We start from the raw sequence: 25865 nt of genomic DNA on the forward strand, positions 1-25865 counted from the left end.
GCAAGGGGTGGTGAGGCCTTCGGCAAGGCGTTGCCGCTCCGATGGGTCCCATGCCTTTGGCCCCATCTTCGCCGTTGTGCCTGATGATGCGCCGCCTGCTCCTGTCCACCACCGCCCTCGCCTGCTCGGCCGGGGCATTCCCGCAAACCGATCCGGCCAGCGAGGCCGTCATCCAGGCCAAGGCCCTGAAATCGGCGGTAACCGAGGCCGAACGCGATTCGATCAGCGGGCGTCTGAAGGCCGCGCTGCGGGAAGCACTCGATGGCCAAGGCGGTATGGCCGTCAATCTCGATGACCTTCCATTGAGCCGGGCGGAGGGGCCCGACGGCAGCTTCCGCCTGATCACCTGGAATGTTCCGCGGGACGATGGGGGCCACGCCTACGAGGGGCTCCTGCTTGCGCGGCAGGGGAGAGAGATCGCGCTCTTCGAGCTCCGTGACATGACCAGCGGGATACCGGATCCGGAATCGGCCGAATTGGGAGCCGACCGTTGGTATGGCGCGCTCTACTACCAGGTGATACCGGTGAAAAAGGGGGGGAAGACCTTCTATACCCTGCTCGGCTGGAAGGGCTACAGCCGCACCGAGACCAGGAAGGTGGTGGAGGTGCTGAGCTTCCGCTCCGGCAAGCCCCGATTCGGAGCGGCGCTATTCGGCGGCTCGGGACGCTCGAAGGAACTCCGCAAGATCTATGGATTCGCCTACCAGAGCTCCATGATGCTGCGCTATGAGGAGGACCAGCGGCGGATCGTGATGGACCACCTCTCGCCCATGCGGCCGGACCTGGATCGGAGCAATGCATTCCTGGGTCCGGACATGAGCTACGACGCCCTGGTGTGGGAGAAGGGATCGTGGCAGCTGCAGCGGGACATCGATGCCCGTGATCCCAAGCGGGACGGGCGCCCATTCAACCCGCCCCCCAGAGCGCCGCAGCCATGACCCCCGCACCGGTGGTAAGTGCGGCCCTCCCCCGTCCCCGCGCTTGAGCCGACCCAATACCTTTGGCGGCCTCAACATCACCGCCATGACCGTCGCCTCCAAGAAGAAGGTCCACAACTACAGCGCCGGCCCCTGCATCCTCCCCCAGGAGGTCTTCGAACGGGCCGCACAAGCCGTCCTTGACTTCGAGGGCAGCGGACTCAGCATCCTGGAGATCAGCCACCGGAGCAAGCCGTTCGAGGCCGTGATGGCCAAGGCGCAAGCTCTCGTGAAGGAATTGCTGGGCGCCCCCGATCATTACCAAGTGGTCTTCCTCGGCGGGGGGGCCAGCCTCGGCTTCCACATGGTGCCGCTGAACTACATGAAGCCGGGCGGCAAGAGCGCTTACGTGAACACAGGCGAATGGGCCACGCGCGCAATCAAGGAGAGCCGTCTCGTGGGCGAGACGGTCGTGGTCGCCAGCAGCGAGGACAGGAACTTCAGCTACATCCCCAAGGGCTTCGGGATCCCGGCGGATGCCGACTACTTCCATTTCACGAGCAACAACACCATCTTCGGAACGCAGTTCAAGCAGTTCCCGAAGAGCCCTGTGCCGCTGGTGTGCGACATGAGCAGCGACATCTTCAGCCGCCCGGTGAATGTGGCCGACTTCGCCCTGATCTACGGAGGCGCGCAGAAGAACATGGGGCCGGCAGGCGCCACGGTCTACCTCTTCGATCCAGAGCGCACCGGCAATACGGGGCGCAAGCTGAGCCCGATGCTCGACCTGAAGAACCACGGCGCCAAGGAGAGCATGTACAACACGCCGCCGGTGTTCGCCGTGTACGTGAGCATGCTCACCCTGGAGTGGATGAAGAAGATGGGCGGCGTGGCCGGCATCGAGCGCCGCAACACCGCCAAGGCCAAGCTGCTCTATGATGCCATCGACCGCCTTCCCGTGTTCAAGGGAACCGCTGCCGTTGAGGACCGCAGTCCCATGAACGCCACCTTCATCCTGACGGATGCCGCGCTGGAGCCCGCATTCGACGCCATCTGGAAGGAAGCCGGCATCAACGGGCTGCGGGGCCACCGCAGCGTGGGCGGCTACCGGGCCAGCATGTACAATGCCCTGCCCATCGAGAGCGTGCAGGTGCTGGTGGATGCAATGGAGCATTTCGCACAGAAGAACGGATAACCCATGCGCGTACACGCCAACGACGGCCTCAGTGCCAAGGCGAAATCCAGCCTCGTGGAGGAGGGCTTCGCCGTAACCGCCGATCACATCCCCCAGGAACAGCTGGCGGAATTCATCAACAAGGAGCGCATTGACGTGCTCCTCGTGCGCAGCGCCACCAAGGTGCGGCGCGACCTGATCGACGCCTGTCCCACGCTCAAGCTCGTGGGCAGGGGCGGCGTGGGCATGGACAACATCGATGTGGCGCACGCCAAGGGCCGCGGCATCGCGGTCATCAACACGCCGGCCTCCTCGAGCATCAGCGTGGCTGAGCTGGTGATGGCGCACCTCTTCACGCTGATGCGTTCGCTGCACAAGGCGAATCGCCGCATGCCTGGCGAAGGGCGCACCCGATTCAAGGACCTGAAGAAGGAGTACGAGAAGGGACTTGAGCTGCGCGGGAAGACGCTGGGCGTCATCGGCTTCGGGCGCATCGGCCAGTGGACGGCGCGCTATGCCCTGGGCTGCGGCATGACGGTGATCTACACCGATAACCACGCCACGGCCGACGCGCTGGACATGGAGATCGGCGGCACCACCGTGCGCGTGCCGGTGAAGATGGTGACGCTGGAGGAGCTCCTCGCCCAGAGCGATGCCATCAGCCTGCATGTGCCGGCGCAGAAGGATGGGCGCGCCGTGCTCGGCGCCCAGGAACTGGCCAAGGTGAAGCCCGGTGCCGTGATCGTGAACACCGCCCGCGGGGGCAGCATCGATGAAGATGCGCTGATCGCAGCGCTGCACGAGGGTCGCCTGCGCGGCGCCGCACTGGATGTCTTCACCAACGAGCCCGAGCCCCGTGCGGACCTGCTCGGCGAGGATGCACTGAGCCTCAGCCCACACATCGGCGCGGCCACCGCTGAGGCCCAGGGCCGCATCGGCGATGAGCTCGCCGAGCGCATCATCGCGTGGCGCTCTGCGGCCACCGTGGCCTAGATGATCGAGATCCGACCCTTCAGGGCATGGCGGCCGGTGCCGGAGCAGGCGCACCGGGTTTGCTCGCGGTCATACGTGACCTATGCACCGGACGAGCTGGAGCAGCGGCTGCAGGCGAATCCGTTCAGCTTCCTGCACGTGATCCGCCCGGATGACGCCGTCACCCGCGCGCTGCCCCGGACCGAGCGCTTCCACCGCGTCCGCATGGCCTTCAAGGCCTTCTGCGACCGGGGCGTGATGGTGCGCGAGGAACGGCCCGCCCTCTACCTCTACGAGCAGGAAGCGCGCGGCAACACCTCGCGCGGGCTCATCTGCGGCGTCAGCACGCGCGCCTATCGCGACGGCCGCATCAAGGTGCATGAGCAGACGCTCACGGCACGCGAGAACCTCTTCGCCGAATACCTGGGTGCCACGGGCATCAATGCCGAGCCTGTGCTGCTGGCCTCTCCGGATGGCACTGCTTGGGAGGCCCTGCTCGATCCCGTGCTGGCCACGCGCCCCGCCTACAGCTTCCGTACCAACGACCAGGTGAGCCATCGCCTGTGGCCGCTCACCGATGAGCAGCTCCGCAGGCGGCTGCAGAAGGCCTTCGCGGGCATCCCAGCCCTCTACATCGCCGATGGGCATCACCGCCTCGCCTCGAGCACCCGGCTCTCCGAGGAACGCGGCTGCACCGATGCGGATCCCGCGGACTGGTGCCTGGCCTACATCGTGCCGCGCAAGCAGCTCTACATCTACAATTTCGACCGGGCGGTGGGCGACCTGGGCGGCCATGACGAGGCCGCCTTCCTCCATGCGCTCTCGCGCGCCGGACGGCTCGAGCGGGTCAGCGGCCCCTTTGCGGCGCATGGCGTAATAGGCGTGCGGACCGTGGGCGGCTGGCATGCCCTGCACCTGCCCCCTGCCGACCCCACGCTGCCCACGGCGGACCGGCTCGATGCCGCCCGGTTGAGCGCATGCGTGCTCGGCCCTGTGCTCGGCATCACGGACCTTCGGACGGATCAGCGCGTGCGGTTCACGCCGGGCACCATGGGCACAGCCGAGCTCGACCGGATGGTGCGGACCGGTGAAGCAGCCGCGGCATTTCACCTGTACCCGGTGAGCTTCGAGGAGTTGAAGGCCGTGGCCGATGAAGGGGGCACCATGCCTCCGAAGAGCACCTACATCGAGCCGAAGCTCCGCAGCGGCATGCTGGTGTATTCCTTGGAGGAGGCGTGAGGCTACGGCCCGAAGGCCGGTAAGTTTGCCTTGCACAAGATGAATGACCACGCCCCTTTGGCCGAACGCATGCGCCCCCGCAGCCTGGATGAGGTGGTGGGCCAGCGCCATCTCGTGGGGCCGGATGGGGTGCTCCGCAAGGCCCTCGCCGGCGGCATGCTGCCGAGCATGATCCTTTGGGGGCCGCCTGGCGTGGGCAAGACCACCCTGGCACGCCTCATCGCCCAGGACCTGAAGCGCCCCTTCCATACGCTGAGCGCCATCAGCAGCGGGGTGAAGGACGTGCGCGAGGTGATCGAGCTGGCCGGCGGCAGCGGCCTCTTCGCGCGAAGCGCCGTGCTCTTCATCGACGAGATCCACCGATTCAGCAAGGCGCAGCAGGACTCGCTGCTCGGGGCGGTGGAGAAGGGCACCATCACGCTGATCGGCGCCACCACGGAGAACCCCAGCTTCGAGGTCATCGGGGCCCTGCTCTCGCGCTGCCAGGTCTACGTGCTGCAGCCGCTGGCCGAGGAGGAGCTCCTCAGCCTGCTTCATCGTGCCATGGCGGAGGATCCGGAGCTGAAGCAGCGCCGGATCGCCCTGGGCGGGACGGATGCGCTGATGCGGGCGAGCGGCGGCGATGCCAGGCGACTGCTCAACACCTTCGAGCTCTGCGTGAAGGCCGCCGGCCCGGGCGACGTTACCATCACGGACGACCTGGTGAAGGAAGTGGTGCAGACCCAGGCCGCGCGCTACGACAAGCAGGGCGAGCAGCACTACGACATCGTCAGCGCATTCATCAAGAGCATGCGGGGCAGCGACCCCAACGCCACCGTGTACTGGCTGGCGCGCATGGTGGAGGGCGGCGAGGACCCGCTCTTCATCGCTCGCCGAATGGTGATCCTGGCCAGCGAGGACATCGGCAATGCCAATCCCAATGCGCTGCTGATGGCCACCACCACCATGCAGGCGGTGCAGATGATCGGTTGGCCCGAAGGACGCATCATCCTCAGCCAGTGCGCGATCTACCTGGCCTGCTCGCCGAAGAGCAATGCCAGCTACAACGCCATCGGTGCAGCACAGGAGAAGGTGCGCTCCACCGGGGACCTGCCGGTGCCCCTGCACCTCCGGAATGCGCCGACCAAGCTGATGAAGGATCTCTCCTACGGCCGCGACTACCGCTATAGCCATGAGGGCGAGGGCAACTTCATCGAGCAGGAATTCCTGCCCGAGGCGATTTCTGGCTCGGTGTTCTACGAGCCGGGCTCCAACCCCAAGGAGCAGGAGCACGCCGCCCTGCTCGAACGCCTCTGGAAGGGCCGGTACAGGAAGAGCGGGTGAGGCTCAACTGGCGCGCTCCTGCTCCAGGAAGCGCTGGTGCATGTCGTAGATGACGCCCAGGCTGACGGCCAAGCCGCCCAAGGCCTGCTCGAACATCTGCCAGAGCACATCCACCACCATGTGCACCATGCCCGCCTTGGCGAAGCTCATACCCAGAACGAAGATGACCAGGTAGACGAAGAACCCGGCAGCGGCTGCGGCAAGCATGCACATCAGCGGGAAGGCGCCCTTCAGGGAGATCCACTCGTACTGAACCGCCTTATGGATGCCTATGGTGAGCGCCAGGCCGAGCACCAGGTAGACCACCCCTGCCAGGACGAAGTAGAGCGTGAGTGGAATGCTCACATCCTCCAGGTCCGTAAGCACCAGGCCGTGCCAGACGTACGAAAGGCCGAACATCACCGCGCTCGACATGAGCCAGGGCAGCAGGATGTACCGTCGCAGCAGCATGGATTCCCTGCAATGTTAAGCCACGGGCAGCATCACCGGGCTGCCGTCCGTCCTTCCAAACGAGTACATTGCCTCACGCATGGAATACGGTCGCATCCCCGTGGTGGTTGCTTTCGCCGCAGCGGTCATCGCCACCGCACCCCTGCATTCCTGCCGCAAGGAATCGAACCGGCCCACCTGGGACATCGACCTCCTGGCGCCGGTGCTGCGGACCACCTTCACCCTGCGTGACCTGGTGGCCGACTCGCTGATCCGTACCGATGCGGACGGCGAGGTGACCCTGGTCTACAATGGCGAACTCTTCGATGTGGACCTCGATACGGTATTGACCGCCCCAGACACCAGCTTCTTCTACCGCTATGCCCTTCCCCTCCCCGGCCCGCTTGAGTTCCCGCCCGGATTCAACTTCTTCAACCAAGTGGACGTGCAGCGCTTCGACCTGGACGAGCTCGCGCTCCGCCAATTGACGCTGCGCGAGGGCCGGCTTGAACTGCGCATGACCAACATGGTGGCGACCACCGTGCTCGGCAGCCTGGCAATCCCGGCAGCGGTGTTTCCCGACGGCTCCGGAACGCTCAGCACGTCAGTAGGGCCGGGCACGCCTGCGCAACCTGCCTCCGCTGTTTCGGTCCGCGACCTGGCCGGCGCCCGTTTCGACCTCCGCGGCCCGCAGCTCAACAGCGTGAACACCCTGCAGACCATCCTCGGTGCGCAGCTCGACCCCGCCGGGAGCGGCGCCACCGTCACCGACCAGGACAGCCTCATCATCCAAGCCACCTACGCCGGCCTTCTACCGGCCTATGCGCGGGGCTACTTCGGACAGCGCACCGTGGAGGCCGGTCCCACCTCCGAGCCCTTCGACCTCTTCGAGGCCTTCACCTCTGGCACGCTCGACCTGGATGAGGCCACACTGAAGCTGAAGGTGGAGAACGGATTCGGGGTGGACATGCAGGTGCGCATGCGTGAGCTGCGGGCCACCAATACGCGCACCGGGGTATCCGTGCCGCTGGAGCACGCGATCATGAGCGGCCCGATGAACATCACCCGGGCCGTCGACCTCGGCACCGGGCCGGCACCCACGTTCTACGAGCGCACACTGGATATCGCGAACAGCAACCTGCTCCCGTTCATCGAATGCCTGCCCGACCAGCTCTACTACGAACTCGACATCGCGCTGAACCCGCTCGGCGACATCAGCAACGGGAACGACTTCCTCTACGACTCCAGCCAGCTCCGGGCCAGCCTCGACCTCGAGGTGCCGCTGCGCCTGATTGCCAACGAACTCACCCTGCAAACCATCAGCGCCCCGGACCTGCCCGGCAGTGCCGAGGGCCATGCGCTGCGGAGCGGCACCATGAAGCTCTTCGCCACGAACGGGTTCCCGCTGCATGCCCGCATCCTCATCGACCTGGTCGACGAGCAAGACCAAGTGGTGGCGGCACTCCCCGTTGCCGGGGCGGTGGCGGCCGGGCTCCTGGGACCCGACAACCTGGTAGCGCAGCCGGTGAACAGCGTGCTGACGGCGGAACTGGACGAAGCCGCAGTGAACCTCCTGTACGACGGGGCCCGCCTCCGGACGCGAGCGGCCTTCACCACAGCCGATCAATCCGAACACCTGCGGCTGCTGGACCGCTATCGCTTGGACCTGCAGATGACCATCGCGGCGAACTACGTGGTGAACGGTGATGAGTAAGTGGTCGCTGACGCTGACTGGCGGGCTGCTGGCAGCCGGGCTGAGCGGACAGGTGCGTATCCTGCCCGTGGACCACGACCACCGGGCCGGCTTCACGCCGGTGAGCGAACCGGTGCTGATGCGCAACCATGCGCTGATCGCCGAGGGCGCGTTCGACTACAGCGCCAACTCGCTGCTCAATGAGCTGCCGGCCGCGCTCTGGCGAGGCATCTTCCTCAACCGCGAGCTGCGGGGCCGGTCGCGTGATGGCCTTAGGTCCGCCAACCGTTTGGGCTATGCACTCGAAGTACGCCTCACCCACCTCGGCGAGGCCCAAGGGCGTTGGCGCCCTTCGCTCAGCATCGCGCATCACGAGCTGCTGGGCGCCCGGTTCCCGGCGGACCTGTACAACCTCACCTTCTTCGGCAATGCCGCCTATGAGGAGCGCCGCGCCGACCTGGGACCGACAGCGATCATGCGCATGCGGTACCAGACCATCGGCGCTGGGGCGCAGGATACGCGGACGAGCAGCCATTTCCGGGTCGACCTCGTGATCTGTCAATCGCACGATGCCGTGGACATCCGTTGGGCAGACCTCTACACCGGCGCCGACGGCAGGGTGCTGCGCGCACGCATCGCAGGTGACTACCACCGTAGCGATACCGCCGAAGCTGCGCTCGGCGTGCTGAACGGCCTCGGGCTTGCAGTCTCAGGCCGCTGGGATGTCCCCATCGCACGCAATCCGAACAGGGTGCGGCTCGAATTGGAGGCTCGCGATCTCGGATTCTGCGCATGGGGCCGCAAGGGCCAGCGACTGGATCGGGATACCACGCTGACCTTCGACGGAATCACGGTGGACAACATTCTGGACCTGGATGGAACGGTGATCGGCGAAGAGGAGCTGCTCGACACGCTCGGTGTGCGTTTCCGGACCACGGGCTATTCCACTTGGCTGCCCTTCCAGCTCATCGCGCGCCTGAGCGCACCGCTGGGTGAACGCTGGATGGGCAGCATCGCCTTGGACCAACGGAACCTGCCTGGCTACCATCCGCAGCTCGAACTGTCCGCCCGACGGTTGCTGAGCGAGAGGGCTGAGGCCGGCATCGAGATGCGCATGGGCGGATTCGGTGGGCTTCGGGTGGGGGCGAGTGCGGCAATCCGGCCCAGCAATCGCCTGCTGATCACGATCGCCACGCCTCATCTCCCGGCCTTTCTCACCGGCAGGACCCGCGGCGCCGGCCTCTTCATAAACGCCGTCGTCGGCTTCTAGCGTGCATTGACCATGAACTGGCTGCTGCTCATCATCGCCGGTCTCTTCGAGGTGGGATTCGCCGTCTGCCTGGGTCAGGCGCGCGCAACGGAAGGAAGCGCCCGCGGCTGGTGGCTGGCGGGCTTCATCGCCTGCCTGGCGGTGAGCATGGCGCTGCTCTATCGGGCTTCGCAATCGTTGCCCATCGGAACGGCCTATGCCGTATGGACCGGCATCGGTGCCGCCGGCACGGCGGTGGCCGGAATCGTGCTGTTCAAGGAGCCGGCGGATGCCTTGCGCCTGTTCTTCCTGTTCTCGCTCATCGCCTCCATCATCGGCCTGAAGGCCGTTACGCATTGACCATGGAGAGCGAGCCTCAATCGATCCACCCTGGCCCGTGGGGCGAGTTCCCCGACAGCTTATGGCGCGCCTATTTCGGACGCGAGTCGGACTATTACATGAACCAGCTGGCAAAGCTACGCGCGGGCCAGCGGCTTGACTTCAGCCTCGTCGCCTTCCTCTTCGGGCTGGCCTGGATGATCTACCGGAAGATGTATGCCGTTGCGTTCGCTGCACTCATGATCATCCTGCTCGAAAGCACGCTGGAAGAGGTGGTCAGCCAATTGCCCCGCGTGCCGGAAACCGTATCGGGCGCCTTGGGCACCTTGATCAGCATCGTGCTCGGGATCCTCGTAGGCAGCTATGCGAACCGCGTGTATCTCTGGGATGCACGACGCGCGATCCGACAGGTCCTGCAGGAGATGCCGCATGCAACATCGGAGGAGCTGACCGACCGCATCCGGCGGAGCGGCGGCACCAGCGTGTTGGCGCTCATTGCAGCCTTGATGGCGGGTGGCGCCCTGCTGCTTGCGCTGGTGTATGCCGCGGATCTCCTGCAACCCGCGGAATCCATCGACTGAATGGCGCTCCTGCGGGAATGGACCGCCATCCAGAACGCGGGTCTTCCTTGCCGCCGATAGGTTCGGATGAACGCTTCCATGCCCGGTCAGGCTCACCCGTCTCGCACCTCCCGATGCGGTGTGGCACGCTGAGGAGAATCGAGACGGATGGCGGGGAAGCGCTGGCCCCGATCCAGCTGACGCACGCTTTGCGGAGCCGCAAAGGCCCGCGCCTCACGCCATGCCCGGCCGATGGTATCCGAGGGAAGGATATCCATACCTTCCGTTGGTGCACGGCCCTCAGAGCACCTTCACCTCGGTCCTCCGGTTCAGCGCACGGCCGGCTTCGGTGTCGTTGGGCGCCACAGGGCTTGTTTCACCGTAGCCCTTGGCGGTGATGCGCGCGGCATCGATGCCGTTCTCCACCACGAAGTCGCGCACGGCACTGGCGCGCTGCTCGCTCAGCTTCTGATTGGCAGCATCGTTGCCCACGTTGTCCGTGTGGCCGCCGAGCTCGATGCGGAGCGCGGGATTCGACTTCAGGAGCTTCACCAGCTTATCCAGCTCGGCATTGCTTGCCGGGAGCAGATCGTAGCTGGCGGTCGAGAAGAAGACATTGCGCAATGCGATCACGCTACCGCTCACCAGGGGACTCAAGGGCACCTCCAGCGTCACGGGCTTCTCCGCGGTGCCTGCGGCCACATCATAGCTCTCGCTGAAGAAGAGGTAGCCTTCCGCACCGGCATTGAGCGCATAGCTGCGACCGGTGGGCAGGCACACGAGGAACTCACCGGTCTGCGGGTCACTGTAGGCAGCCGTGGCCAAGCGGCCGGTGCCCAGGTCGAATAGCTCCACATCGGCCTCAACGGCCTTGCCCGTGCTGGCATCCGTCACGTGCCCACGGATGTAGCTCACCGGCTGGGGCCGGGCTTCCTGATAGAGCTCGAAGCTGTACAGGTCGAGGTCGCCCAATCCGCCCGGACGATCGCTGGCGAAATAGGCGATGCGGCCATCGGCGCTCACCAGCAGGCTGTTCTCGTCCGCGGCGGTATTGATCGGATAGCCCAGGTTGAGGGCCTGGCCCCAGGTGCCGTCCTCCTGAAGCCGGCTAACATAAATGTCGAGACCTCCGAAGCCGGGGTGGCCATTGCTGCTGAAGTAGAGGGTGCGCCCATCCGGGTGTATCTGCACGCTTTCCTCCTGGTAGGGGGTGTTCACGGCCGGCCCGAGCTTCTCCGGCTTCGTCCATGATCCGGCATCCAGCATACGCGAACTGTAGATGTCCATGTCGCTGACGCCGTTGCCCGTGCGGCGACCGCGGACGAAGTAGAGCGTGCGGCCATCACTGGCCATGCTTGGCTGGCTCTCCCATTGCGCGCTGTTCACAGGAGGGCCCAGGTTCTCCGCAGGGCTCCACCGCTCACCCACGCGGCGGCTGATGAACAGGTCGCAGCTGCCCAGACCGCGCATGCGCCCACCGTAGGAGCCGTCCTCGAGCGCGCACTTGGTGAAGAGGATGAAGCGTCCGTCGGGCGTGAGCGTGCCGGCGCCTTCGTTGTACGCTGCGGTGCTCACCGTGGGGATGGGCTGGCTGGGCTGCCAGGCGCCATCCGCGTTCCGATGGCTCACGTAGAAATCCTCCTGCATCCCGTATACCGGGATCTCCGGCGCCCGGACGCGCCGGGTGAAGATGAGGGTACCGTCATCGGCCGTGATGCAGGGATAGTATTCCGGATCGGCGCTGTTCACCGCTGGCCCCAGGTTATGCGGCTCGAAGGGCACCGGGCGATTAATCGCATCGGCGGCGAAAGCGCAGTTGGAGATCCCCAACCGCGCCCGCGCTTTGCGCTGCGGCTCCTGCTCCCTCTCCAGATACCCCCGGTAGTTGCGCTCCGCCGCCTCATACTGCCCGGCCCTGAACTCAAGGTCCGCAAGGTGCAGCTGCGCTACCGGGAAGAAGCGTGGCGCCATATCCATGACCTCGCGGTAGCGCGCCATGGCCTTGGAATCGTCTCCCTCCTGCTCCGCCAGTTCGGCCAGCATGATACGCGGCTCCACGAATCGGGGGTCCGATTGGGCCGCCTTCTCGAATTCGCTCCTTGCGCATTCCAGCTTGCGCATGCGCAGGCACTCCGTCCCGCTCTCGTAATGCTTGATCGCCCTCTTGTCCTGAGAGGAGTAGCCGCCGGGCTGCGCGTCTGCCTCGATCGCCAGGCATGAGGCGGCCAGCGCCAGCGCAATGAGCGATGATCGCAGCGTCTTCCGCCAGCCGCCTCGCGCCGAATGGTTCATGGGATGTTCAGGTACTTGTGCGTCTGCAGCGAGATCCGCCATCTCGGATTGGCCTTCACGTATTCCACGATGAGCGGGACCATCGATTCGCGCCGGTCCCATTCCGGCTGAAGCAGGAGCGCGCAGCCTTCGCGCACGCGGCCAGCCTGTTCCTCGGCCCATTTCAGGTCATGCTTGTTGAAGACGACCACCTTCAGCTCATCGGCCCTCTCGAAGGCATCCGGCAGGGCGGCCTTGAACTTCTTCGGGCTCAGGCACAGATGATGCCAAGCCCCGGTCACGGGATGCGAACCGCTGGTCTCCAGATGCGTGCGGAAGCCCGCAGCGCGAAGCGCGGCGGAAAGTGGCCCCAGGTCATGCATGAGGGGCTCCCCTCCCGTTACCACCGCGATGCGCGCCGGATGGAGGGCGGCTTCCGATACGATCGACTCCACTGGAAGGGAAGGGTGCGCCGCTGCATCCCAGCTTTCCTTCACATCGCACCAAGGACAGCCCACATCGCAACCGCCCAAGCGGATGAAATAGGATGCTTGGCCGGCGTAGAGCCCTTCGCCTTGAAGGGTGGAGAAGGCCTCCATGACCGGGAGCACACTGGACATGAGTGCAAAGGAAAGGGTGCGGCTCGGGCAAGCGCTCCACTCAAAGAAAAAGCCCACACAGGGCCATGTTCAGGGAACCCATGGAATCACATGGGCGGGACCGCGGTGATGGTTTCCGTAATCCTCCTGTCCCCGAAGGGAATCCTGGCCGAAGCCGGGAATGAGGCCCGCCGTACGTCATCGAGGGTGCGGCCCCTGATGATAATTGTTGGTTCCGATGAACGATTGGCCTGTGTGGGCTTCGCATTGACGGCTCAGTGGCCGTTGGATGCTTGACAGGTCGAATGCGAAAGAACGACGGCTCGAAGATAAGGCGGAGAAGGAACGATTTCCCGCGCGGTGGAAAACTCGCCGCCTACTCGTGGTCCCGGCCGTACCCTTTCTGACGCTGCTTCCAAAGTTCCTCCTCCGCGGCGATCACCGCCTTCAGGGAATCGCTCACCTCCTTCTGCTCGATGCGGTCGAGATCGGGCATGCCCGCATCGACCCACGCGGTGTACCAGAAGCTCCCCAAGGTGATGATGCTGGCGTTCATGCGCTGCTCCACCATGCCGAGCATGGCGTCCTCATAGGCCCTCGCATACTCCCGGGAGTACAGCCTCATGCCGCCGCGGCCGCGGTCCTCAAAGCTGTACTTGCGGTCCTCCGGGAAGCTGAGGCTGAGCCTTCGCTCGATGCCCAGCACGCTATCGAGCAGCATGTGGCTGTCGTACACCGCGCTCCACGCCGCATCCAGCGGCCGATCGATGTAGGAGGCCCGCCCCACAAGATGGTCGTACCCCTCGGCGCTCAGCTCGGGAATGCGGCTCTCCCAGAATGCATGGATGCCATGCTGGTTGGTCAGCTGGCCGTTGTAATTCTCCGTGGTATGCAGCGGCACATGGGCATCAGCCACGTAATGGCCCAGGTCAGCGGCATTCCTGAGGATGCGATCGACATCACCGCGCTGGAACGCCGACACCAAGCGCGCGTGCATCACCTGGATGTGCCAGGGGACGATCCCGTAGGCCTTGAGCGTGTCCTCGGTGTACTTGGCCACCGCGTCGGCCCACTTCCGCGGCATCACGGCGAAGGGGTCCGCCCCCCCCCTGCCATAGTGGTCGATGTCGATGAAATGCCGCTCTGCCTCCCCCTCCACCGCATAGCGCCGCCGGTCCGGATCCACCGCGTGATCGCTGATGAAGTCGATGTGCCGCTTGAAGAAGGGGAACATCTCCGGCGGCAATGTGTAGCACGCCATGCGGTTGATGCGCTTGTGGCCGTAGAAGCCCCATGCCCGGGCATCGGGGGCAGTGGCTGGTGCGAGGGCCGCCCAGCAGATGAGCAGCAATACGGCGATGGCGGCAGCGCGGCGGATCATGCCAGGACAGGGCTCATGCGAACCAGTTCGCCGTCCTTCAGGATGGGGATCACGCGGCTCTGGTCCGGGGTGAGGCAGTACTTCGCATCAGGCAGCAGGTGCAGCTGCTCGATCCGGCGCCTCCGTGGCGCGGCCTTGAGGATGCTGAGGAAGTTGTCTCGGGCAGCCATGAACATGTACTTGGCGGCGATGCTGCTGTCCTCCTCCACGCCGAATTTCCCGCTCGCCAGCAGGCGCTCCATGACGGCTCCGGCATACACGCTGTCCTCCAGGTTGAACTTGTCCTTCCAGCCCGAGCACAGCAGCAGGATGTTGTCGTCCTGGCTGACCAGCCATTCGCTGAGGGCGGTGAGGTTCAGGAAGGAGCCGATGACCAGCTTGCGCGCATCCTTGGCCAGATTGATGGCCTTGGTGCCGTTGGTGGTGGTCATGACGATGGTCTTCCCGCGCAGGTCTTCCCCCGCATAAGCGAGCGGTGAATTGCCGTACTGGAAGCCCTCCACCACCTCTCCGTTGCGCTCGGCGGCAGCGATGAATCCGGGGCGGCCGATGTATTGCCGGGCCTCCTCGATGGTGCTCACCGGTATGATCCGGTCCACGCCATGCTCGAAGGCGGCGACCATGGCACTGGTGGCGCGCAGCACGTCGATGACCACCACGATGCCCATGTCCGGGGCATAGAGCGGGTACTGGCCCGGAACGAAACAGACCTCGACCCGATACTTGTAATCGCTGTTGCGGATGGGTTCCTGCATGGCCTTTCCGGACGAGGGATCACGGCCCCACGCGGGACCTGCTGGTCGTGAATATACTCAGGCTTGCGGCAGGAAGGGTACCTTCACCACGCGCGCCTTCAGCTGCTTGCCGCGCACATCGATGATGATCTCGGTGCCCGGTGCGCTCAATGCGGTCGGCACATAGGCCATGCCGATGGGCTTGTTCAGCGTAGGGCTCATGGTGCCGCTGGTGACCGTGCCGATGGTCGCACCCTGTACATCCACCACCGCATTCCCATGCCGGGGGATCCCCCGCTCCAAGAGCTCGAAACCAACCAGCTTGCGGGCGGTACCGGATTCCTTGTGCGCCTTGATGGCGGCGCTATTGGTGAAATCCTTGGTGAACTTCGTGATCCAGCCCAACCCGGCCTCGATCGGCGAAGTGGTGTCGTCGATATCATTGCCATACAGGCAGAACCCCATCTCCAGGCGCAGGGTGTCCCGAGCAGCCAGCCCGCATGGCTTGATGCCGAAGGGCTTGCCGGCCGCCATGACAGCGTGCCAGGCCTTCTCCGCCAAGGGATTCGGCACATATACCTCATACCCGCCGGCACCGGTGTAACCGGTGGTGCTGATGAGGACCAGCCCCACGCCCTTCATCTCTGCGTACATGGCCGTGTAGTAGGGCATGGAAGCGATATCCTCCGCGAAGAGGCCTTTGAGCGTATCCACCGCTTTGGGCCCCTGCACGGCCAACAGGCTCATCCGGTCGCTGATGTCCTCCAAGCGGGCATCGTGGGTGTTGCGCGCATTGATCCACGCCCAATCCTTGGCGATGTTGCTCGCATTGACCACCAGCACGTAATGATGGTCATCGCCATGCTGCATCCGGTACACCAGCAGGTCATCCACGATGCCGCCGGTCTCGTTCGGAAGGCAGCTGTACTGCACCTTCCCCACCGCCAGTTTAGAGGCGTCGTTGGTCGTCACCTGCTGGATGAGGTCGAGCGCCCCGGGCCCGCGGACGATGAATTCGCCCATGTGGCTGACATCGAAGACGCCCACCCCGTTGCGCACGGCATGGTGCTCATCGATGACGCCGGAGTACTGCACGGGCATCAGGTATCCTGCGAACGGCACCATCTTGGCGCCGAGTGATTCGTGGATGTGCGAGAGGGCCGTTCGCTTCAGTTCGGTGGTGGTATCGCTCATGTGCGTTGGGTGAGTGCGTTGAAGAGCTCCAGGTACCGGTCCCGCCAAGCAACGGTGGAGTACCGTTGCTCCACGGTCAGGCGGGCAGCCGCTCCTAAGCGGCGGCGAAGTTCGGCATCCGCCACCAGCATCCGCAGCCGCGCCATCCATTCCTCAGCGGAGCCGGCCAGGAATCCATTCACACCGTCCTCCACGATGGACCGGTTCACGCCCACCCGGGATAGCACCACGGCCTTGCCCATGCCCATGTACTGTAGCCCCTTGAACCCGCACTTGCCGCGGCTCCACTCGTTATCGGGCAGGGGCATGATGCCGATGTCGATCGGCGCGAGGTCCTCGGGCTCTGTCTCCGCGCTCCAGCGCACCTGCTCGGCGCGTAGGCCGGCCACCTCCACGGGCCGGTCGCAGATGAAGCGGAACCCGATGCGGTCGCCGAGCTCCCCCTGCAGGGCGCGCAGCATGGGCGCGGCCTCCTGCAGCAGCGCGATGCTCGTGAGGCTGCCCGTCCAGCCGATGATGACGCGGCCATCGGCCCGGGCCGGGGCTGGCAGCGGCCGGTAGCGGTCCGTGTCGACCACCGTGGGAATCACCTCGACGCGCGGATTGTAGGCCCTTGCATAGTCGGCCAGGTAGTCGTTGCCGGCAATCACGTGCGTGGCCAGGGCGATGATGGCAGAGGTCTTCCCCGGATCCTTCAGCCAGCGCAGCCGCCTGTTCCCGGCACTGACGTCCATACGCCAGATGGCATCATCGAAATCATAGATGACCGGCTTACCGGTGGCGGCCAGCGCGCGCTCGAAACGGATGCTGCCGGTCATAAGGGCCTCGCGCTGGATGAACACGAGGTCGAAATCGCGGGCCAGCCGCACATGCTCGCGACGGCGCCGCAGGCTCTTCCGGTAGATCCTCGCCTTCTCCAGCAGCCGGCCCGGTGCATAGAAGGCCTTGTCGTCCTCCTCATCGATGATCCAGGCATGGCGCACCGTGACGCCGTGATGCTCCCAATAGGGCACGAACTGCTCGAATCGGTACCGCTGGCTGGGGCTTCGGCCCGGCCGGTGGCTGGCGATGAAGAGGATCGAGGGCATCAGGCTTCGTAGGGCCGGCTCATGGGCGGATGAGCGGCGTCGAAGATAGACGGGGCCTTGCAGCTGGATGGGGACCCATGCACCATGGCACCGGCCGCTATCTTCGGCCACCATGGCCGGCCGCCTCTTCCCCCGCTGGGGCATCCTTGTCATCGACCTGTTGCTGTGCCTGGCGGCCCTGGCTTCCGCTTACCTGCTCCGTTTCAATTTCCAGGTGCCGCAGCATGAGGTGGACCTGCTGCTGCCCGTGCTGCCGCTCTTCCTGCTCGTGCGCGGGGCCTCCTTCCTCATCGCTGGCATCCCGCGCATCATGGTGCGTCACACCAGCACCGAGGATGCGCGCCGGCTCTTCCTCACCGTGCTCGGCGGCACTGCCGCCTTGGGGGCGATCAGCGTGCTGCGCTACCTGTTCTTCGACGGGGTCTATTTCCTGCCCCGGGCCGTGATCATCATCGACTTCATGGCCACCGCCATGCTGCTGATCACCGTGCGCATCGCCTTCAAGCTGCTCCACCTGCGGAGTCGCGGTGCGGGGAAGGAACGCGTCCGGGTGGTCATCCATGGGGCCGGCGAGGCCGGCCTCATCACCAAACGCACGCTGGAGCGGGAAGGCTCGATGCGGTACGAGGTGGCCGCCTTCATCGATGATGATGCCCGCAAGGCTGGGAAACGGCTCGAGGGGGTCCCCATCCATCCCGCGGCCAACCTCGCGAACCTGCTGAAGGATGATACCATCGACCAGGTCATCATCGCCATCGGGAAGCCCGACCCCGAGCATCGTCGGAGGGTCGTGGACGCCTGCATCGCGGCGAAAGTGACCGTGCTCACGATCCCGCCGGTGAGCGACTGGATCAATGGCCAGCTCAGCGCAAGGCAGATCCAGGAAGTGCGCATCGAGGACCTCCTGGGGCGCCCGGTGATCCAACTGGAGCAGGAGGCCGTGCGGACCTTGCTGGCCGGGAAGCGCGTGCTGGTGACCGGAGCTGCGGGCAGCATCGGCAGCGAGCTGGTGCGGCAGCTCAGCGCGATGGACGTTTCGTCGCTGGCCTTGCTCGACATCGCCGAGAGCGGGCTTTACGATGTACAGATGGAACTGGTCGGCAAGGGCCATGGCAGCCGCTTGCGCGTGCTCGTGGCCGATGTGCGGGATGCCGAACGCCTGGAGGAGGCCTTTGCCCTTGTGCGTCCCCAGGTGGTGTTCCATGCGGCCGCTTACAAGCATGTGCCGCTGATGGAGGCGCAGCCCGAGGAGGCCATCCGCACCAACATCGGCGGCACGCGGAACCTCGCGCGCCTGGCCTGCGCACACGGCGTGGAGCGATTCGTGCTCATCAGCACGGACAAGGCCGTGAACCCGACCAGCGTGATGGGCGCAACCAAGCGGGCGGCCGAGATGGTGGTTGGCGCCGCCGCGGAGGGGTGCTCAACCGCCTTCGTCACCACACGCTTCGGCAACGTGCTCGGCAGCAGCGGTTCGGTGATACCGCTGTTCCGGAGGCAGATCGAGGCGGGTGGCCCCGTAACGGTGACCCACCCCGAGGTCACCCGATACTTCATGACCATCCCCGAGGCTTGCCGGCTTGTGCTCGAGGCCGCAGCCATGGGCAGGGGTGGCGAAATCTTCGTATTCGACATGGGCCGGCCGGTGCGGATCGCCGACCTCGCCGAAAAGATGATCAGGCTGAGCGGCATGGAACCGGGCACGGACATCGAGGTGGCCTACACCGGCCTGCGCCCCGGAGAGAAGCTCTACGAGGAACTGCTAGCAAGCAGCGAACGGACACGTCCAACGCATCATCCACGCATCCTCATCGGCCAGGTGGCACCGGTCGACCCCATCCTGGTGGAGCAGCGGACACAGGAATTGCTCGCATTGAGGAATGGCGATGCGGTGGAGGCCTTGCGTTCGCTGATTCCCGAGTACCGGCCCGAGCGGCAAGGGTGAGTCGTTCGAAGGCGCACCGCCAGCGCTTGGCCCCTGATGGCCGTCGAGCCGGTACCTTCGCCCCATTCATCACGCGCTGCATGACCAAGGACCGCAACCTGGAGACCGCCCGCCTGCAGAAGGAGATCGGCGATTACATCGGGCTCGGCAAGGACAGCCTCGTCTTCTCCTTCGGCACGAAGGGCAAGAAGACCCGGTTGCACCTGATCACGCTCAACCCCAAGCACAACCAGAGCTTCCTGTTCCACGCCACCGTGGGCAGCGACAAGGTGGATGCGCTGCGCGAGATGCTGGACTACGTCAAGACTTACAAGGAGCGCACAAGCAGCTACACCATCCAATGGAGCGCGCGCGGCGACAACGGGCTGCAGACCTCGTATTTCCGGGCCAAGAACGTGCTGGAGGCCCTCGACAAGCTCTTCTACGACCGCGACCCCAACAGCATCACCGTGTTCAGCGTGATGCTGAATCCCATCACGTGAGGCCCGTGGGATCCGGAGGCGAACACCGCTCGCAGGCATGACGAAGGCCTTGGGGACAACCGACTACCTGGGCCGCAGCACGCCCATCATCGATGTCCGGTCCCCGCAGGAGTTCGCGCAAGGCCATATCCCCGGCGCCCACTCCCTTCCCCTCTTCACGGACGAGGAGCGTGCCATCGTGGGCACCCTCTACAAGCAGAAGGGGCGCGATGCCGCTGTGCTCGAGGGGCTACGGGCAGCGGGGCCGAAGCTGGCCGGCATGGTATCGCAAGCAAGGGCGATCGCACCGGATGGCCACATCCGCGTCCATTGCTGGCGGGGCGGTGAGCGGAGCGCCAGCGTTGCATGGCTGCTGGACAAGGCCGGATTCCCGGAGGTGATCACCCTGAATGGCGGCTATAAGGCCTTCCGCAACCACGTGCTGGCCTCGTTCGGGGATCCACCGGCACTCCGCGTGCTCGGCGGTTACACCGGAACGGGCAAAACGGAAACGCTCGCGCACCTCAGGGCGCTCGGCGAGCAGGTCATAGACCTCGAGGCCCTGGCGCATCACAAGGGCTCCTCATTCGGGGCGTTGGGAGAGTTGCCGCAGCCGACGAGCGAGCACTTCGAGAACCTCCTCTGGGATGCACGCCGGGGCATGGACCCTGCCCGCACCGTTTGGGTGGAGGACGAGAGCCTGATGATCGGGAGGTGCCGCATCCCGCAGCCATTCTTCGATGCGATGCGCTCCGCCCTGCTCCTCTTCGCCGAAATGCCTCAGGAGGAGCGCGCAGAGCGGCTCGTGGCAGGCTACGGCAGCTACCCTGCCGAGGCGCTGGCCGAGGCTGTGAAGCGCATCGAACGGCGCATGGGGCCGCAGCACTGCAAAGAGGCGCTGGCGGCCCTGCGGAACGGAGACCTGCGGACCGTGGCCATCCTCACGCTGACCTACTACGACAAGGCCTACTTGCGGGGCCTTGAAGCCCGCGACCCTGGGCGGGTGGTGCGGCTCCCGGCCCGCGCAGACGACCTTCGTGGCCTTGCTGAACGACTTGCGCACCATGCCCACGCCCCAGCCTCCTGAGCCCAACCGCCTCACCCAGTACAGCCATGGCGCCGGCTGCGGCTGCAAGATCGCACCTGCCGTCTTGGAGCAGGTGCTCCGTTCCGAGCTGGGAACCTTTCCCGATCCACGCCTGCTGGTCGGATACGGCACCAAGGACGATGCAGCGGTTTACGACATGGGGCAGGGCCGTGCCCTCATCAGCACCACGGATTTCTTCTCTCCCATCGTCGACGATGCCTTCGACTTCGGCCGGATTGCCGCCACCAACGCGCTTAGCGATGTATATGCCATGGGCGGGCGTCCCTTGCTCGCCATCGCCATTCTAGGCTGGCCGGTGGAGAAGCTGCCCGCTGATGTCGCCGCCCGCGTCCTCGACGGCGGGCGAAGCGCCTGCCACGCGGCAGGCATCGCACTCGCCGGCGGCCACAGCATCGATGCACCGGAGCCCTTCTTCGGGCTGGCCGTCACCGGTGAGGCGCCGTTGGCGCACATCAAGCGCAACGACACTGCGCGCGCAGGTGATGTGCTGCTCCTGACCAAGCCGATCGGCCTCGGCATCATGGCCACGGCCATGAAGCGCGGCACGCTGCGCCCAGAGCACATGGCTATCGGCACCGACTGGATGACGCGCATCAATTCGGCCGGTGAGCGTTTGGGAGCCCTTCTTGGCGTGCATGCCATGACCGATGTGACGGGATTCGGGTTGCTGGGCCACCTGCTGGAGATGTGCCATGGCAGCGGCCTTGCGGCCGAGCTGCCGTTCGATGAGGTCCCCGTCATCACGGAGGCGCGCACCTATCTGGGGCTCGGGTGCTACCCCGACGGCACCTTCCGGAACTGGAAGGCGTATGCGGACGAGGTTGATGGCGCCTCCGCCATGGACAGGATGATGCTGCTCAGCGACCCTCAAACGAGCGGCGGGCTGCTCATCAGCGCAGCTCCAAGCGAAACGGACGAGATACTACGGGTTTGCGAATCGGCCGGCACCCCGGCACGGATTATCGGACGAATGCTGCCCTTCACGGCCGGGAAAAGGGTATTCATCCGATGAAGCAAGCGCACGTTGAATCAACCCCCTAGCTTCGCCGCCGGTCTTTCATCCATTCAATTCATACCAACATGGCCCGTGAACGTTTGAAGAAGGAAGAGTTGGACGCGCTGCTCACCGAGTATTTCGCCGAGCGGCGGCAGCTCATGTACAAGCTTGAGCGTGTGCGTGATGCGATCAGCGAGCTGAAGAAGCTGCGCGGGCTGAAGGAGGAAGGCCAGCAGACCGAAGGGCAGGAAGCCGCCCCGAAGCGGGGGGCCGGACGCCCCGCCGCCGAGAAGGCGGCCAAGCGCAAGGGTCGCCGGCGCAAACCCGGCCGCAGGAAGAAGCGCACCGTTGTGGGCGGCTATCGCCTGAGTCCATGGGACATGATGGTGGTGGACGCCGTGAAATCAGCGGGCCGACTGCTCACCAAGCAAGAGCTCTTCGAGCGCACCTTGGCGTGGGCCAAGAAGAATGCCCCGAAGATGAAGCAAGCCGATGTCGAGGTGAAGCTCACCCGTGTGCTGCAGAAGCTCAGCGGCAAGCGCGGCGTGCTAGGCAAGCACCGCACAGGCCTGATGCGCGGCCTGCATTATGGCCTCATCGACTGGTTCTTCCATGGCAAGCTGCGCACCGAGCACAAGGAGAAGGTGGTGGTGCCGAAGGAAGACTGACGGGCCTCATCCGGCAGCGCCGCCCGGCATCTACCTTCACGGCAAACGCCTGCCATGAAGAACATTATCGCAGCCATCGATTTCTCACCGGTCACGGAGCGGGTCATCACCCACGCCGCAGCGGTGGCGAAGGCGATGGGCGCCAAGCTGTGGATCATTTACGTCGCCGCGCCAGAGCCGGATTTCGTGGGGTTCAGCACAGGCCCCCAATACATCCGTGACCACCTTGCCGGACAATTGCGCAAGGAGCATGCGGCATTGCAGGACCTTGCTACTGCGCAGGAGGGAACAGGCCTGGATGCGGAGGCCCTGATGGTACAGGGACCGACTGCTGAGACCATCATCACCGAAGCGGAGCGGCTCCATGCCGACCTGGTGGTGATGGGCTCACACGGCCATGGCGCGCTCTTCCGGGCCTTCGTGGGAAGCGTGAGCCAATCCGTTCTCCAAGCGGGCGGTCTTCCGGTGCTCGTGATACCCAGCGAGCTCCAGGCTGAATGAAACGGCTGCCGCTCCCAACGCTGCTGCTGGTGCTGCTGAACGCATCGGTCTGCGTCCCCAGCATCCGGGGTGGCTCGCCGAAGGTGAACGAGCTGCGCGTGCCGGCCGGCTTCACGGTGACCGTTTTCGCCGAAGGCGTCACCAATGCGCGGGGCATGTGCTGGGGCGACCGGGGCACGCTCTTCGTTGGCAGCCGCAGTGAAGGCGTCGTGCACGCGCTTCGCGACAACGACGGGGACGGCCAGGCCGATGAACGGCATATTGTGGCCGAAGACCTGAACATGCCTGTGGGTGTGGCCTTCCGGAGTGGAGCGCTCTACGTGAGCGCGGTGGACCGCATCGTGCGCCTCGACTCCATCGAGGACCGGCTTGCCACACCACCTGCGGCCAAGGTGGTCACTGACGCCTATCCGAAGGATACGCACCATGGCTGGAAATTCATCGCTTTCGGCCCGGACGGCCGGCTTTACGTGCCGGTGGGTGCCCCGTGCAACATCTGCCTCAGCCCAGACAGCACCTATGCCTCCATCACACGGATCAACGCGGATGGCACCGGCCGTGAGATCGTGGCCCATGGCGTCCGCAATACGGTGGGCTTCGATTGGCATCCAGCGACCAGGGAGCTGTGGTTCACGGACAATGGCCGCGACTGGCTCGGCGACGATTCGCCGGATTGCGAATTGAACCGACTTCCACGCGATGGAGCGCATTTCGGATACCCTTTCTGCCATGCCGGCAACATCAGCGACCCTGAATTCGGAGCGCAGCGGCCGTGCGCGGAATTCACTCCGCCCGCAGCGGGGCTTGGGCCGCATGTGGCCCCCTTGGGCATGCGGTTCTACTCGGGATCCATGTTCCCCGAGCGGTACCGCCATGCCATCTTCATCGCTGAGCACGGCAGCTGGAACCGGAGCAAGCCTATCGGCTACAGGGTGTCGGTGGCCTTCCCGCAGGGTGACGGCACGGCTCGTACCGAAGTGTTCGCCGAAGGATGGCTCAATGGCTCGAAGGCATGGGGACGGCCAGCGGACGTGCTGGTGGCGCCCGATGGGGCGCTATTGGTGAGCGATGACGCCGCGGATATGATCTACCGCATCGCCTACACGCGGCCATGAGGATGGCCAGCCCTGCGCCGCAACTCAAGCCTTTCGGCGCCCCGGCACCATGAGACGGGCATCAAGCCAAGGCCTGCCGCTCATCGGCGAACGGTAGAGCGCCCAGTAGATGCCGAACGCAGCTGCAGTGCCGAGCAGCGAGCCTGCCACCGCATCCTGCAGGAAGTGCTGCGAGAGGTAGACCCTCGACCAGGCCATCAGCGCGGCGAGCACCGCAAAGGGCATGGCCAACCTGGGCCTCGACAGTATGACGGCCAATGCGAAGCACATGCTGAACGCCGCCGTGCTGTGTCCGCTCGGGAAGCTGAAATGACCATGGAGGTCCACCCCCTCCACCCAGTGCAGGTCGCCGAGGTGATCGCGGAAGGCCGATGGGCGGTGCATGTCGCTGAAGACCTGCCGCTTCAAGAGCTGAACGGCGATCGCGCTGATGCCGCAACTCAAGCCCATCATCAGGAAGGCGCGGACATCGCGCACGAACAGGAGCGCCAGCGCGAGCCCCGCAGGCACCAGCCCGTCGGCCGTATGCGTGAACCAACTGAAGAACCAATCGAGCCCAGGGCCATGGATCGCATTCACGGCACGGTGGAGGGCCAGCTTCTCCTGCGTGGCCACCAAGAACAGCCCGATCGCAAAGAGCGCCCCCCACATCAAGGTGAACCGCAAGGCCGCCGCATGCTCCCTTCGCATGCGGCGAAGCTAATCGGCAGGCTGAGGCCTTAAGTTCGTTCCGCCATGACCCTTCGATTCCGCACCGCACCCTTTGAGCTGACCCTTGCGGCTCTCCTTGCCGGTCCGAGCATTGCAGCAGGCCAGGGGTTCGTCAACACGTTCGGCGGCCCCAAGGCGGAGGATGGCGTCGGGATCGTGCAGGAAGGCGCCGGTTTCGCCATCGCCACCAGAAGGCACACGGCAAGCGAACCGGCGTTCACGGGTGAGCTCCTGCGGATCGCGGCGAATGGGAGTGCGCTCTCCTGGGAACCGATTGCCGGTCTGGACGGCATCGTCTTCCTGCAGGGCATGGCACCCGCCACCGGCGGCGGGGCTTTCCTCGCCGGAAGCCGTTTCGCGCCGGACTCAAGCCAACATGACGGCCTCGTGGTGAAGCTCCTTGCGGATGGCGGCACTGACTGGATTGCGCATCCAACAGCACCCGGAGACCAGCAATACCTCTGCGTGAGCGGTCTACCGGACGGTGGGGCCATCGCGGCGGGCGTGCGCTCCATCGGGTCCGGTCACGATGCGTGGGTATGCCGATTCGACTCGGATGGAGCATTGCTCTGGAGCCAGGCGGTGGGCGACCTGAGCGACGAGGAAGCGCTTGCCCTTGAAGTGCAAGGCAGCGATGTCCTCATCACAGGCCGCCAGGCCAACTTCGGCGGCACCTCGGATGCGTTCCTGGCGCGATTGGGACTGGATGGCACCATCGCCTGGACCACATCCTGGGGCGGCATCGGCCAGGAGGTCGGCCGTGGCCTGAAGGCCATCGGGCCGGGATCGTTCCTGCTGGCGGGCACCACGAGCAGCGATGGGGCCTACGATTTCACCGAGCAGCGTCGCAAGGACCATGTCTACCTGGTGGCCTTCGACCTGAATGGCGACTCCCTTTGGACGCGGGCCATCGGCGATACGCTGTTCGACCGGCGCGCGTGGTGCCTTGACATCGCCGGCAATGGGGATATCCTCGTCGGCGGCGAGCGGAGTCCCATCAGCGCCACCAGCGATGCCCTCGCCTATCGCCTCGATGCGCAGGGGCAGGTGATCTGGCAGCGCACGTGGGACCTCGGCAAGGAGGAGCGGCTACAGGCCATCCACGCGCTTCCCGATGGCTTCATTGCCACCGGCTGGGCCTTCACCGACGCCGCGCGCCAGGTGCTCGCGATCCGGCGGGACCCGAACGGCAATTGA

Annotated in this window: 25 protein-coding genes; 17 read left to right on the forward strand and 8 right to left on the reverse strand. The window is 65.3% G+C overall.

The window, feature by feature from the left end:
• Positions 1 to 83: 83 nt before the first annotated feature.
• From QY325_05740 to QY325_05760, 5 genes are all read left to right on the forward strand, one after another.
• Positions 84 to 938: a hypothetical protein gene (locus QY325_05740; GenBank protein WKZ67424.1), complete on the forward strand. Its 855-nt coding sequence runs from the start codon at positions 84 to 86 to the stop codon at positions 936 to 938.
• Positions 939 to 1023: 85 nt separating this feature from the next.
• Complete coding sequence (gene serC / locus QY325_05745) at positions 1024 to 2112, forward strand: 3-phosphoserine/phosphohydroxythreonine transaminase (protein WKZ67425.1); 1089 nt, start codon at positions 1024 to 1026, stop codon at positions 2110 to 2112.
• A gap of 3 nt (positions 2113 to 2115) precedes the next feature.
• On the forward strand, positions 2116 to 3084 hold the full coding sequence (locus tag QY325_05750) for a D-2-hydroxyacid dehydrogenase (protein ID WKZ67426.1): 969 nt from the start codon (positions 2116 to 2118) through the stop codon (positions 3082 to 3084).
• Positions 3085 to 4302 carry a DUF1015 domain-containing protein gene (locus QY325_05755; GenBank protein ID WKZ67427.1) on the forward strand — a complete coding sequence of 406 codons (1218 nt, stop codon included), beginning with the start codon at positions 3085 to 3087 and terminating at the stop codon, positions 4300 to 4302.
• Between the two features lie 39 nt (positions 4303 to 4341).
• Positions 4342 to 5625 carry a replication-associated recombination protein A gene (locus tag QY325_05760; GenBank protein WKZ67428.1) on the forward strand — a complete coding sequence of 428 codons (1284 nt, stop codon included), beginning with the start codon at positions 4342 to 4344 and terminating at the stop codon, positions 5623 to 5625.
• A 3-nt stretch (positions 5626 to 5628) separates the two neighbouring features.
• On the opposite strand, the gene QY325_05765 is transcribed toward QY325_05760, so the two are convergent.
• Positions 5629 to 6075 (reverse strand): hypothetical protein, encoded by a 447-nt coding sequence (locus QY325_05765; protein ID WKZ67429.1) that lies wholly within the window; start codon positions 6073 to 6075, stop codon positions 5629 to 5631.
• Positions 6076 to 6154: 79 nt separating this feature from the next.
• On the opposite strand from QY325_05765, the gene QY325_05770 reads away from it, so the two are divergent.
• Genes QY325_05770 through QY325_05785 form a run of 4 tightly spaced genes read left to right on the forward strand, consistent with a single transcriptional unit; the run spans position 6155 to position 9916 of the window.
• Positions 6155 to 7768 carry a hypothetical protein gene (locus QY325_05770; GenBank protein WKZ67430.1) on the forward strand — a complete coding sequence of 538 codons (1614 nt, stop codon included), beginning with the start codon at positions 6155 to 6157 and terminating at the stop codon, positions 7766 to 7768.
• Positions 7761 to 9017: a DUF5723 family protein gene (locus tag QY325_05775; GenBank protein WKZ67431.1), complete on the forward strand. Its 1257-nt coding sequence runs from the start codon at positions 7761 to 7763 to the stop codon at positions 9015 to 9017. Before QY325_05770 ends, QY325_05775 begins: the two co-directional genes overlap by 8 nt.
• A gap of 12 nt (positions 9018 to 9029) precedes the next feature.
• The gene (locus tag QY325_05780; protein WKZ67432.1) at positions 9030 to 9356 is read left to right on the forward strand and encodes a multidrug efflux SMR transporter; all 327 of its coding nucleotides are present in this window, start codon (positions 9030 to 9032) and stop codon (positions 9354 to 9356) included.
• A 2-nt stretch (positions 9357 to 9358) separates the two neighbouring features.
• A complete protein-coding gene (locus QY325_05785) occupies positions 9359 to 9916 on the forward strand; it encodes a DUF2628 domain-containing protein (GenBank protein ID WKZ67433.1) in 558 nt (185 codons plus the stop codon).
• Positions 9917 to 10195: 279 nt separating this feature from the next.
• On the opposite strand, the gene QY325_05790 is transcribed toward QY325_05785, so the two are convergent.
• From QY325_05790 to QY325_05815, 6 genes are all read right to left on the reverse strand, one after another.
• Positions 10196 to 12187 carry an OmpA family protein gene (locus tag QY325_05790; GenBank protein WKZ67434.1) on the reverse strand — a complete coding sequence of 664 codons (1992 nt, stop codon included), beginning with the start codon at positions 12185 to 12187 and terminating at the stop codon, positions 10196 to 10198.
• Positions 12184 to 12786, reverse strand: a complete 603-nt coding sequence (locus QY325_05795; GenBank protein WKZ67435.1) for a 7-carboxy-7-deazaguanine synthase QueE — start codon at positions 12784 to 12786, stop codon at positions 12184 to 12186. Before QY325_05795 ends, QY325_05790 begins: the two co-directional genes overlap by 4 nt.
• A gap of 355 nt (positions 12787 to 13141) precedes the next feature.
• Positions 13142 to 14146 carry a zinc dependent phospholipase C family protein gene (locus QY325_05800; protein WKZ67436.1) on the reverse strand — a complete coding sequence of 335 codons (1005 nt, stop codon included), beginning with the start codon at positions 14144 to 14146 and terminating at the stop codon, positions 13142 to 13144.
• Positions 14143 to 14901: a 2-phosphosulfolactate phosphatase gene (locus QY325_05805; protein WKZ67437.1), complete on the reverse strand. Its 759-nt coding sequence runs from the start codon at positions 14899 to 14901 to the stop codon at positions 14143 to 14145. The genes QY325_05800 and QY325_05805 overlap by 4 nt, the downstream gene beginning before the upstream one ends.
• Positions 14902 to 14958: 57 nt before the next feature.
• Complete coding sequence (gene gcvT, locus QY325_05810) at positions 14959 to 16053, reverse strand: glycine cleavage system aminomethyltransferase GcvT (protein WKZ67956.1); 1095 nt, start codon at positions 16051 to 16053, stop codon at positions 14959 to 14961.
• A 17-nt stretch (positions 16054 to 16070) separates the two neighbouring features.
• A complete protein-coding gene (locus QY325_05815; protein WKZ67438.1) occupies positions 16071 to 17162 on the reverse strand; it encodes a glycosyltransferase family 4 protein in 1092 nt (363 codons plus the stop codon).
• A 112-nt stretch (positions 17163 to 17274) separates the two neighbouring features.
• Here QY325_05815 and QY325_05820 point away from each other — a divergent pair, with 112 nt between their 5' ends.
• The 7 genes from QY325_05820 (at position 17275) to QY325_05850 (ending at position 23957) form a co-directional block, all read left to right on the forward strand.
• Positions 17275 to 19107, forward strand: a complete 1833-nt coding sequence (locus QY325_05820) for a nucleoside-diphosphate sugar epimerase/dehydratase (GenBank protein WKZ67439.1) — start codon at positions 17275 to 17277, stop codon at positions 19105 to 19107.
• An 80-nt stretch (positions 19108 to 19187) separates the two neighbouring features.
• Positions 19188 to 19589 carry a hypothetical protein gene (locus QY325_05825; protein WKZ67440.1) on the forward strand — a complete coding sequence of 134 codons (402 nt, stop codon included), beginning with the start codon at positions 19188 to 19190 and terminating at the stop codon, positions 19587 to 19589.
• Between the two features lie 37 nt (positions 19590 to 19626).
• Positions 19627 to 20655 carry a tRNA 2-selenouridine(34) synthase MnmH gene (gene mnmH / locus QY325_05830; protein WKZ67441.1) on the forward strand — a complete coding sequence of 343 codons (1029 nt, stop codon included), beginning with the start codon at positions 19627 to 19629 and terminating at the stop codon, positions 20653 to 20655.
• Complete coding sequence (selD, locus tag QY325_05835; GenBank protein WKZ67442.1) at positions 20549 to 21688, forward strand: selenide, water dikinase SelD; 1140 nt, start codon at positions 20549 to 20551, stop codon at positions 21686 to 21688. Before mnmH ends, selD begins: the two co-directional genes overlap by 107 nt.
• Before the next feature lie 68 nt (positions 21689 to 21756).
• Positions 21757 to 22341 carry a hypothetical protein gene (locus QY325_05840; GenBank protein WKZ67443.1) on the forward strand — a complete coding sequence of 195 codons (585 nt, stop codon included), beginning with the start codon at positions 21757 to 21759 and terminating at the stop codon, positions 22339 to 22341.
• 54 nt (positions 22342 to 22395) lie between these two features.
• The gene (locus QY325_05845; protein ID WKZ67444.1) at positions 22396 to 22842 is read left to right on the forward strand and encodes a universal stress protein; all 447 of its coding nucleotides are present in this window, start codon (positions 22396 to 22398) and stop codon (positions 22840 to 22842) included.
• Positions 22839 to 23957: a sorbosone dehydrogenase family protein gene (locus QY325_05850; GenBank protein WKZ67445.1), complete on the forward strand. Its 1119-nt coding sequence runs from the start codon at positions 22839 to 22841 to the stop codon at positions 23955 to 23957. Before QY325_05845 ends, QY325_05850 begins: the two co-directional genes overlap by 4 nt.
• A gap of 24 nt (positions 23958 to 23981) precedes the next feature.
• Here the strand turns inward: QY325_05850 and QY325_05855 are convergent, their stop codons facing one another.
• Entirely contained in the window at positions 23982 to 24647 is a 666-nt protein-coding gene (locus QY325_05855) for a phosphatase PAP2 family protein (GenBank protein ID WKZ67446.1), read from the reverse strand.
• 45 nt (positions 24648 to 24692) lie between these two features.
• On the opposite strand from QY325_05855, the gene QY325_05860 reads away from it, so the two are divergent.
• Positions 24693 to 25865, forward strand: coding sequence for a hypothetical protein (locus tag QY325_05860; GenBank protein ID WKZ67447.1), 1173 nt, complete (start codon positions 24693 to 24695; stop codon positions 25863 to 25865).

This window comes from Flavobacteriales bacterium (assembly GCA_030584065.1).
Classification (GTDB): Bacteria; Bacteroidota; Bacteroidia; order Flavobacteriales_F; family PHOS-HE28; genus PHOS-HE28.

Coding starts and splice junctions, on each gene's coding strand:
- QY325_05790 (WKZ67434.1), bottom strand. CDS start 12,187: ATGAACCATTCGGCGCGAGGCGGCTGGCGGAAGACGCTGCGATCATCG.
- QY325_05820 (WKZ67439.1), top strand. CDS start 17,275: ATGGCCGGCCGCCTCTTCCCCCGCTGGGGCATCCTTGTCATCGACCTG.
- QY325_05740 (WKZ67424.1), top strand. CDS start 84: ATGATGCGCCGCCTGCTCCTGTCCACCACCGCCCTCGCCTGCTCGGCC.
- QY325_05785 (WKZ67433.1), top strand. CDS start 9,359: ATGGAGAGCGAGCCTCAATCGATCCACCCTGGCCCGTGGGGCGAGTTC.
- QY325_05855 (WKZ67446.1), bottom strand. CDS start 24,647: ATGCGAAGGGAGCATGCGGCGGCCTTGCGGTTCACCTTGATGTGGGGG.
- QY325_05845 (WKZ67444.1), top strand. CDS start 22,396: ATGAAGAACATTATCGCAGCCATCGATTTCTCACCGGTCACGGAGCGG.
- QY325_05750 (WKZ67426.1), top strand. CDS start 2,116: ATGCGCGTACACGCCAACGACGGCCTCAGTGCCAAGGCGAAATCCAGC.
- QY325_05765 (WKZ67429.1), bottom strand. CDS start 6,075: ATGCTGCTGCGACGGTACATCCTGCTGCCCTGGCTCATGTCGAGCGCG.
- QY325_05770 (WKZ67430.1), top strand. CDS start 6,155: ATGGAATACGGTCGCATCCCCGTGGTGGTTGCTTTCGCCGCAGCGGTC.
- QY325_05850 (WKZ67445.1), top strand. CDS start 22,839: ATGAAACGGCTGCCGCTCCCAACGCTGCTGCTGGTGCTGCTGAACGCA.
- QY325_05795 (WKZ67435.1), bottom strand. CDS start 12,786: ATGTCCAGTGTGCTCCCGGTCATGGAGGCCTTCTCCACCCTTCAAGGC.
- QY325_05780 (WKZ67432.1), top strand. CDS start 9,030: ATGAACTGGCTGCTGCTCATCATCGCCGGTCTCTTCGAGGTGGGATTC.
- QY325_05755 (WKZ67427.1), top strand. CDS start 3,085: ATGATCGAGATCCGACCCTTCAGGGCATGGCGGCCGGTGCCGGAGCAG.
- mnmH (WKZ67441.1), top strand. CDS start 19,627: ATGACGAAGGCCTTGGGGACAACCGACTACCTGGGCCGCAGCACGCCC.
- QY325_05825 (WKZ67440.1), top strand. CDS start 19,188: ATGACCAAGGACCGCAACCTGGAGACCGCCCGCCTGCAGAAGGAGATC.
- QY325_05815 (WKZ67438.1), bottom strand. CDS start 17,162: ATGCCCTCGATCCTCTTCATCGCCAGCCACCGGCCGGGCCGAAGCCCC.
- QY325_05775 (WKZ67431.1), top strand. CDS start 7,761: ATGAGTAAGTGGTCGCTGACGCTGACTGGCGGGCTGCTGGCAGCCGGG.
- QY325_05760 (WKZ67428.1), top strand. CDS start 4,342: ATGAATGACCACGCCCCTTTGGCCGAACGCATGCGCCCCCGCAGCCTG.
- serC (WKZ67425.1), top strand. CDS start 1,024: ATGACCGTCGCCTCCAAGAAGAAGGTCCACAACTACAGCGCCGGCCCC.
- QY325_05840 (WKZ67443.1), top strand. CDS start 21,757: ATGGCCCGTGAACGTTTGAAGAAGGAAGAGTTGGACGCGCTGCTCACC.
- QY325_05805 (WKZ67437.1), bottom strand. CDS start 14,901: ATGCAGGAACCCATCCGCAACAGCGATTACAAGTATCGGGTCGAGGTC.
- QY325_05860 (WKZ67447.1), top strand. CDS start 24,693: ATGACCCTTCGATTCCGCACCGCACCCTTTGAGCTGACCCTTGCGGCT.
- QY325_05800 (WKZ67436.1), bottom strand. CDS start 14,146: ATGATCCGCCGCGCTGCCGCCATCGCCGTATTGCTGCTCATCTGCTGG.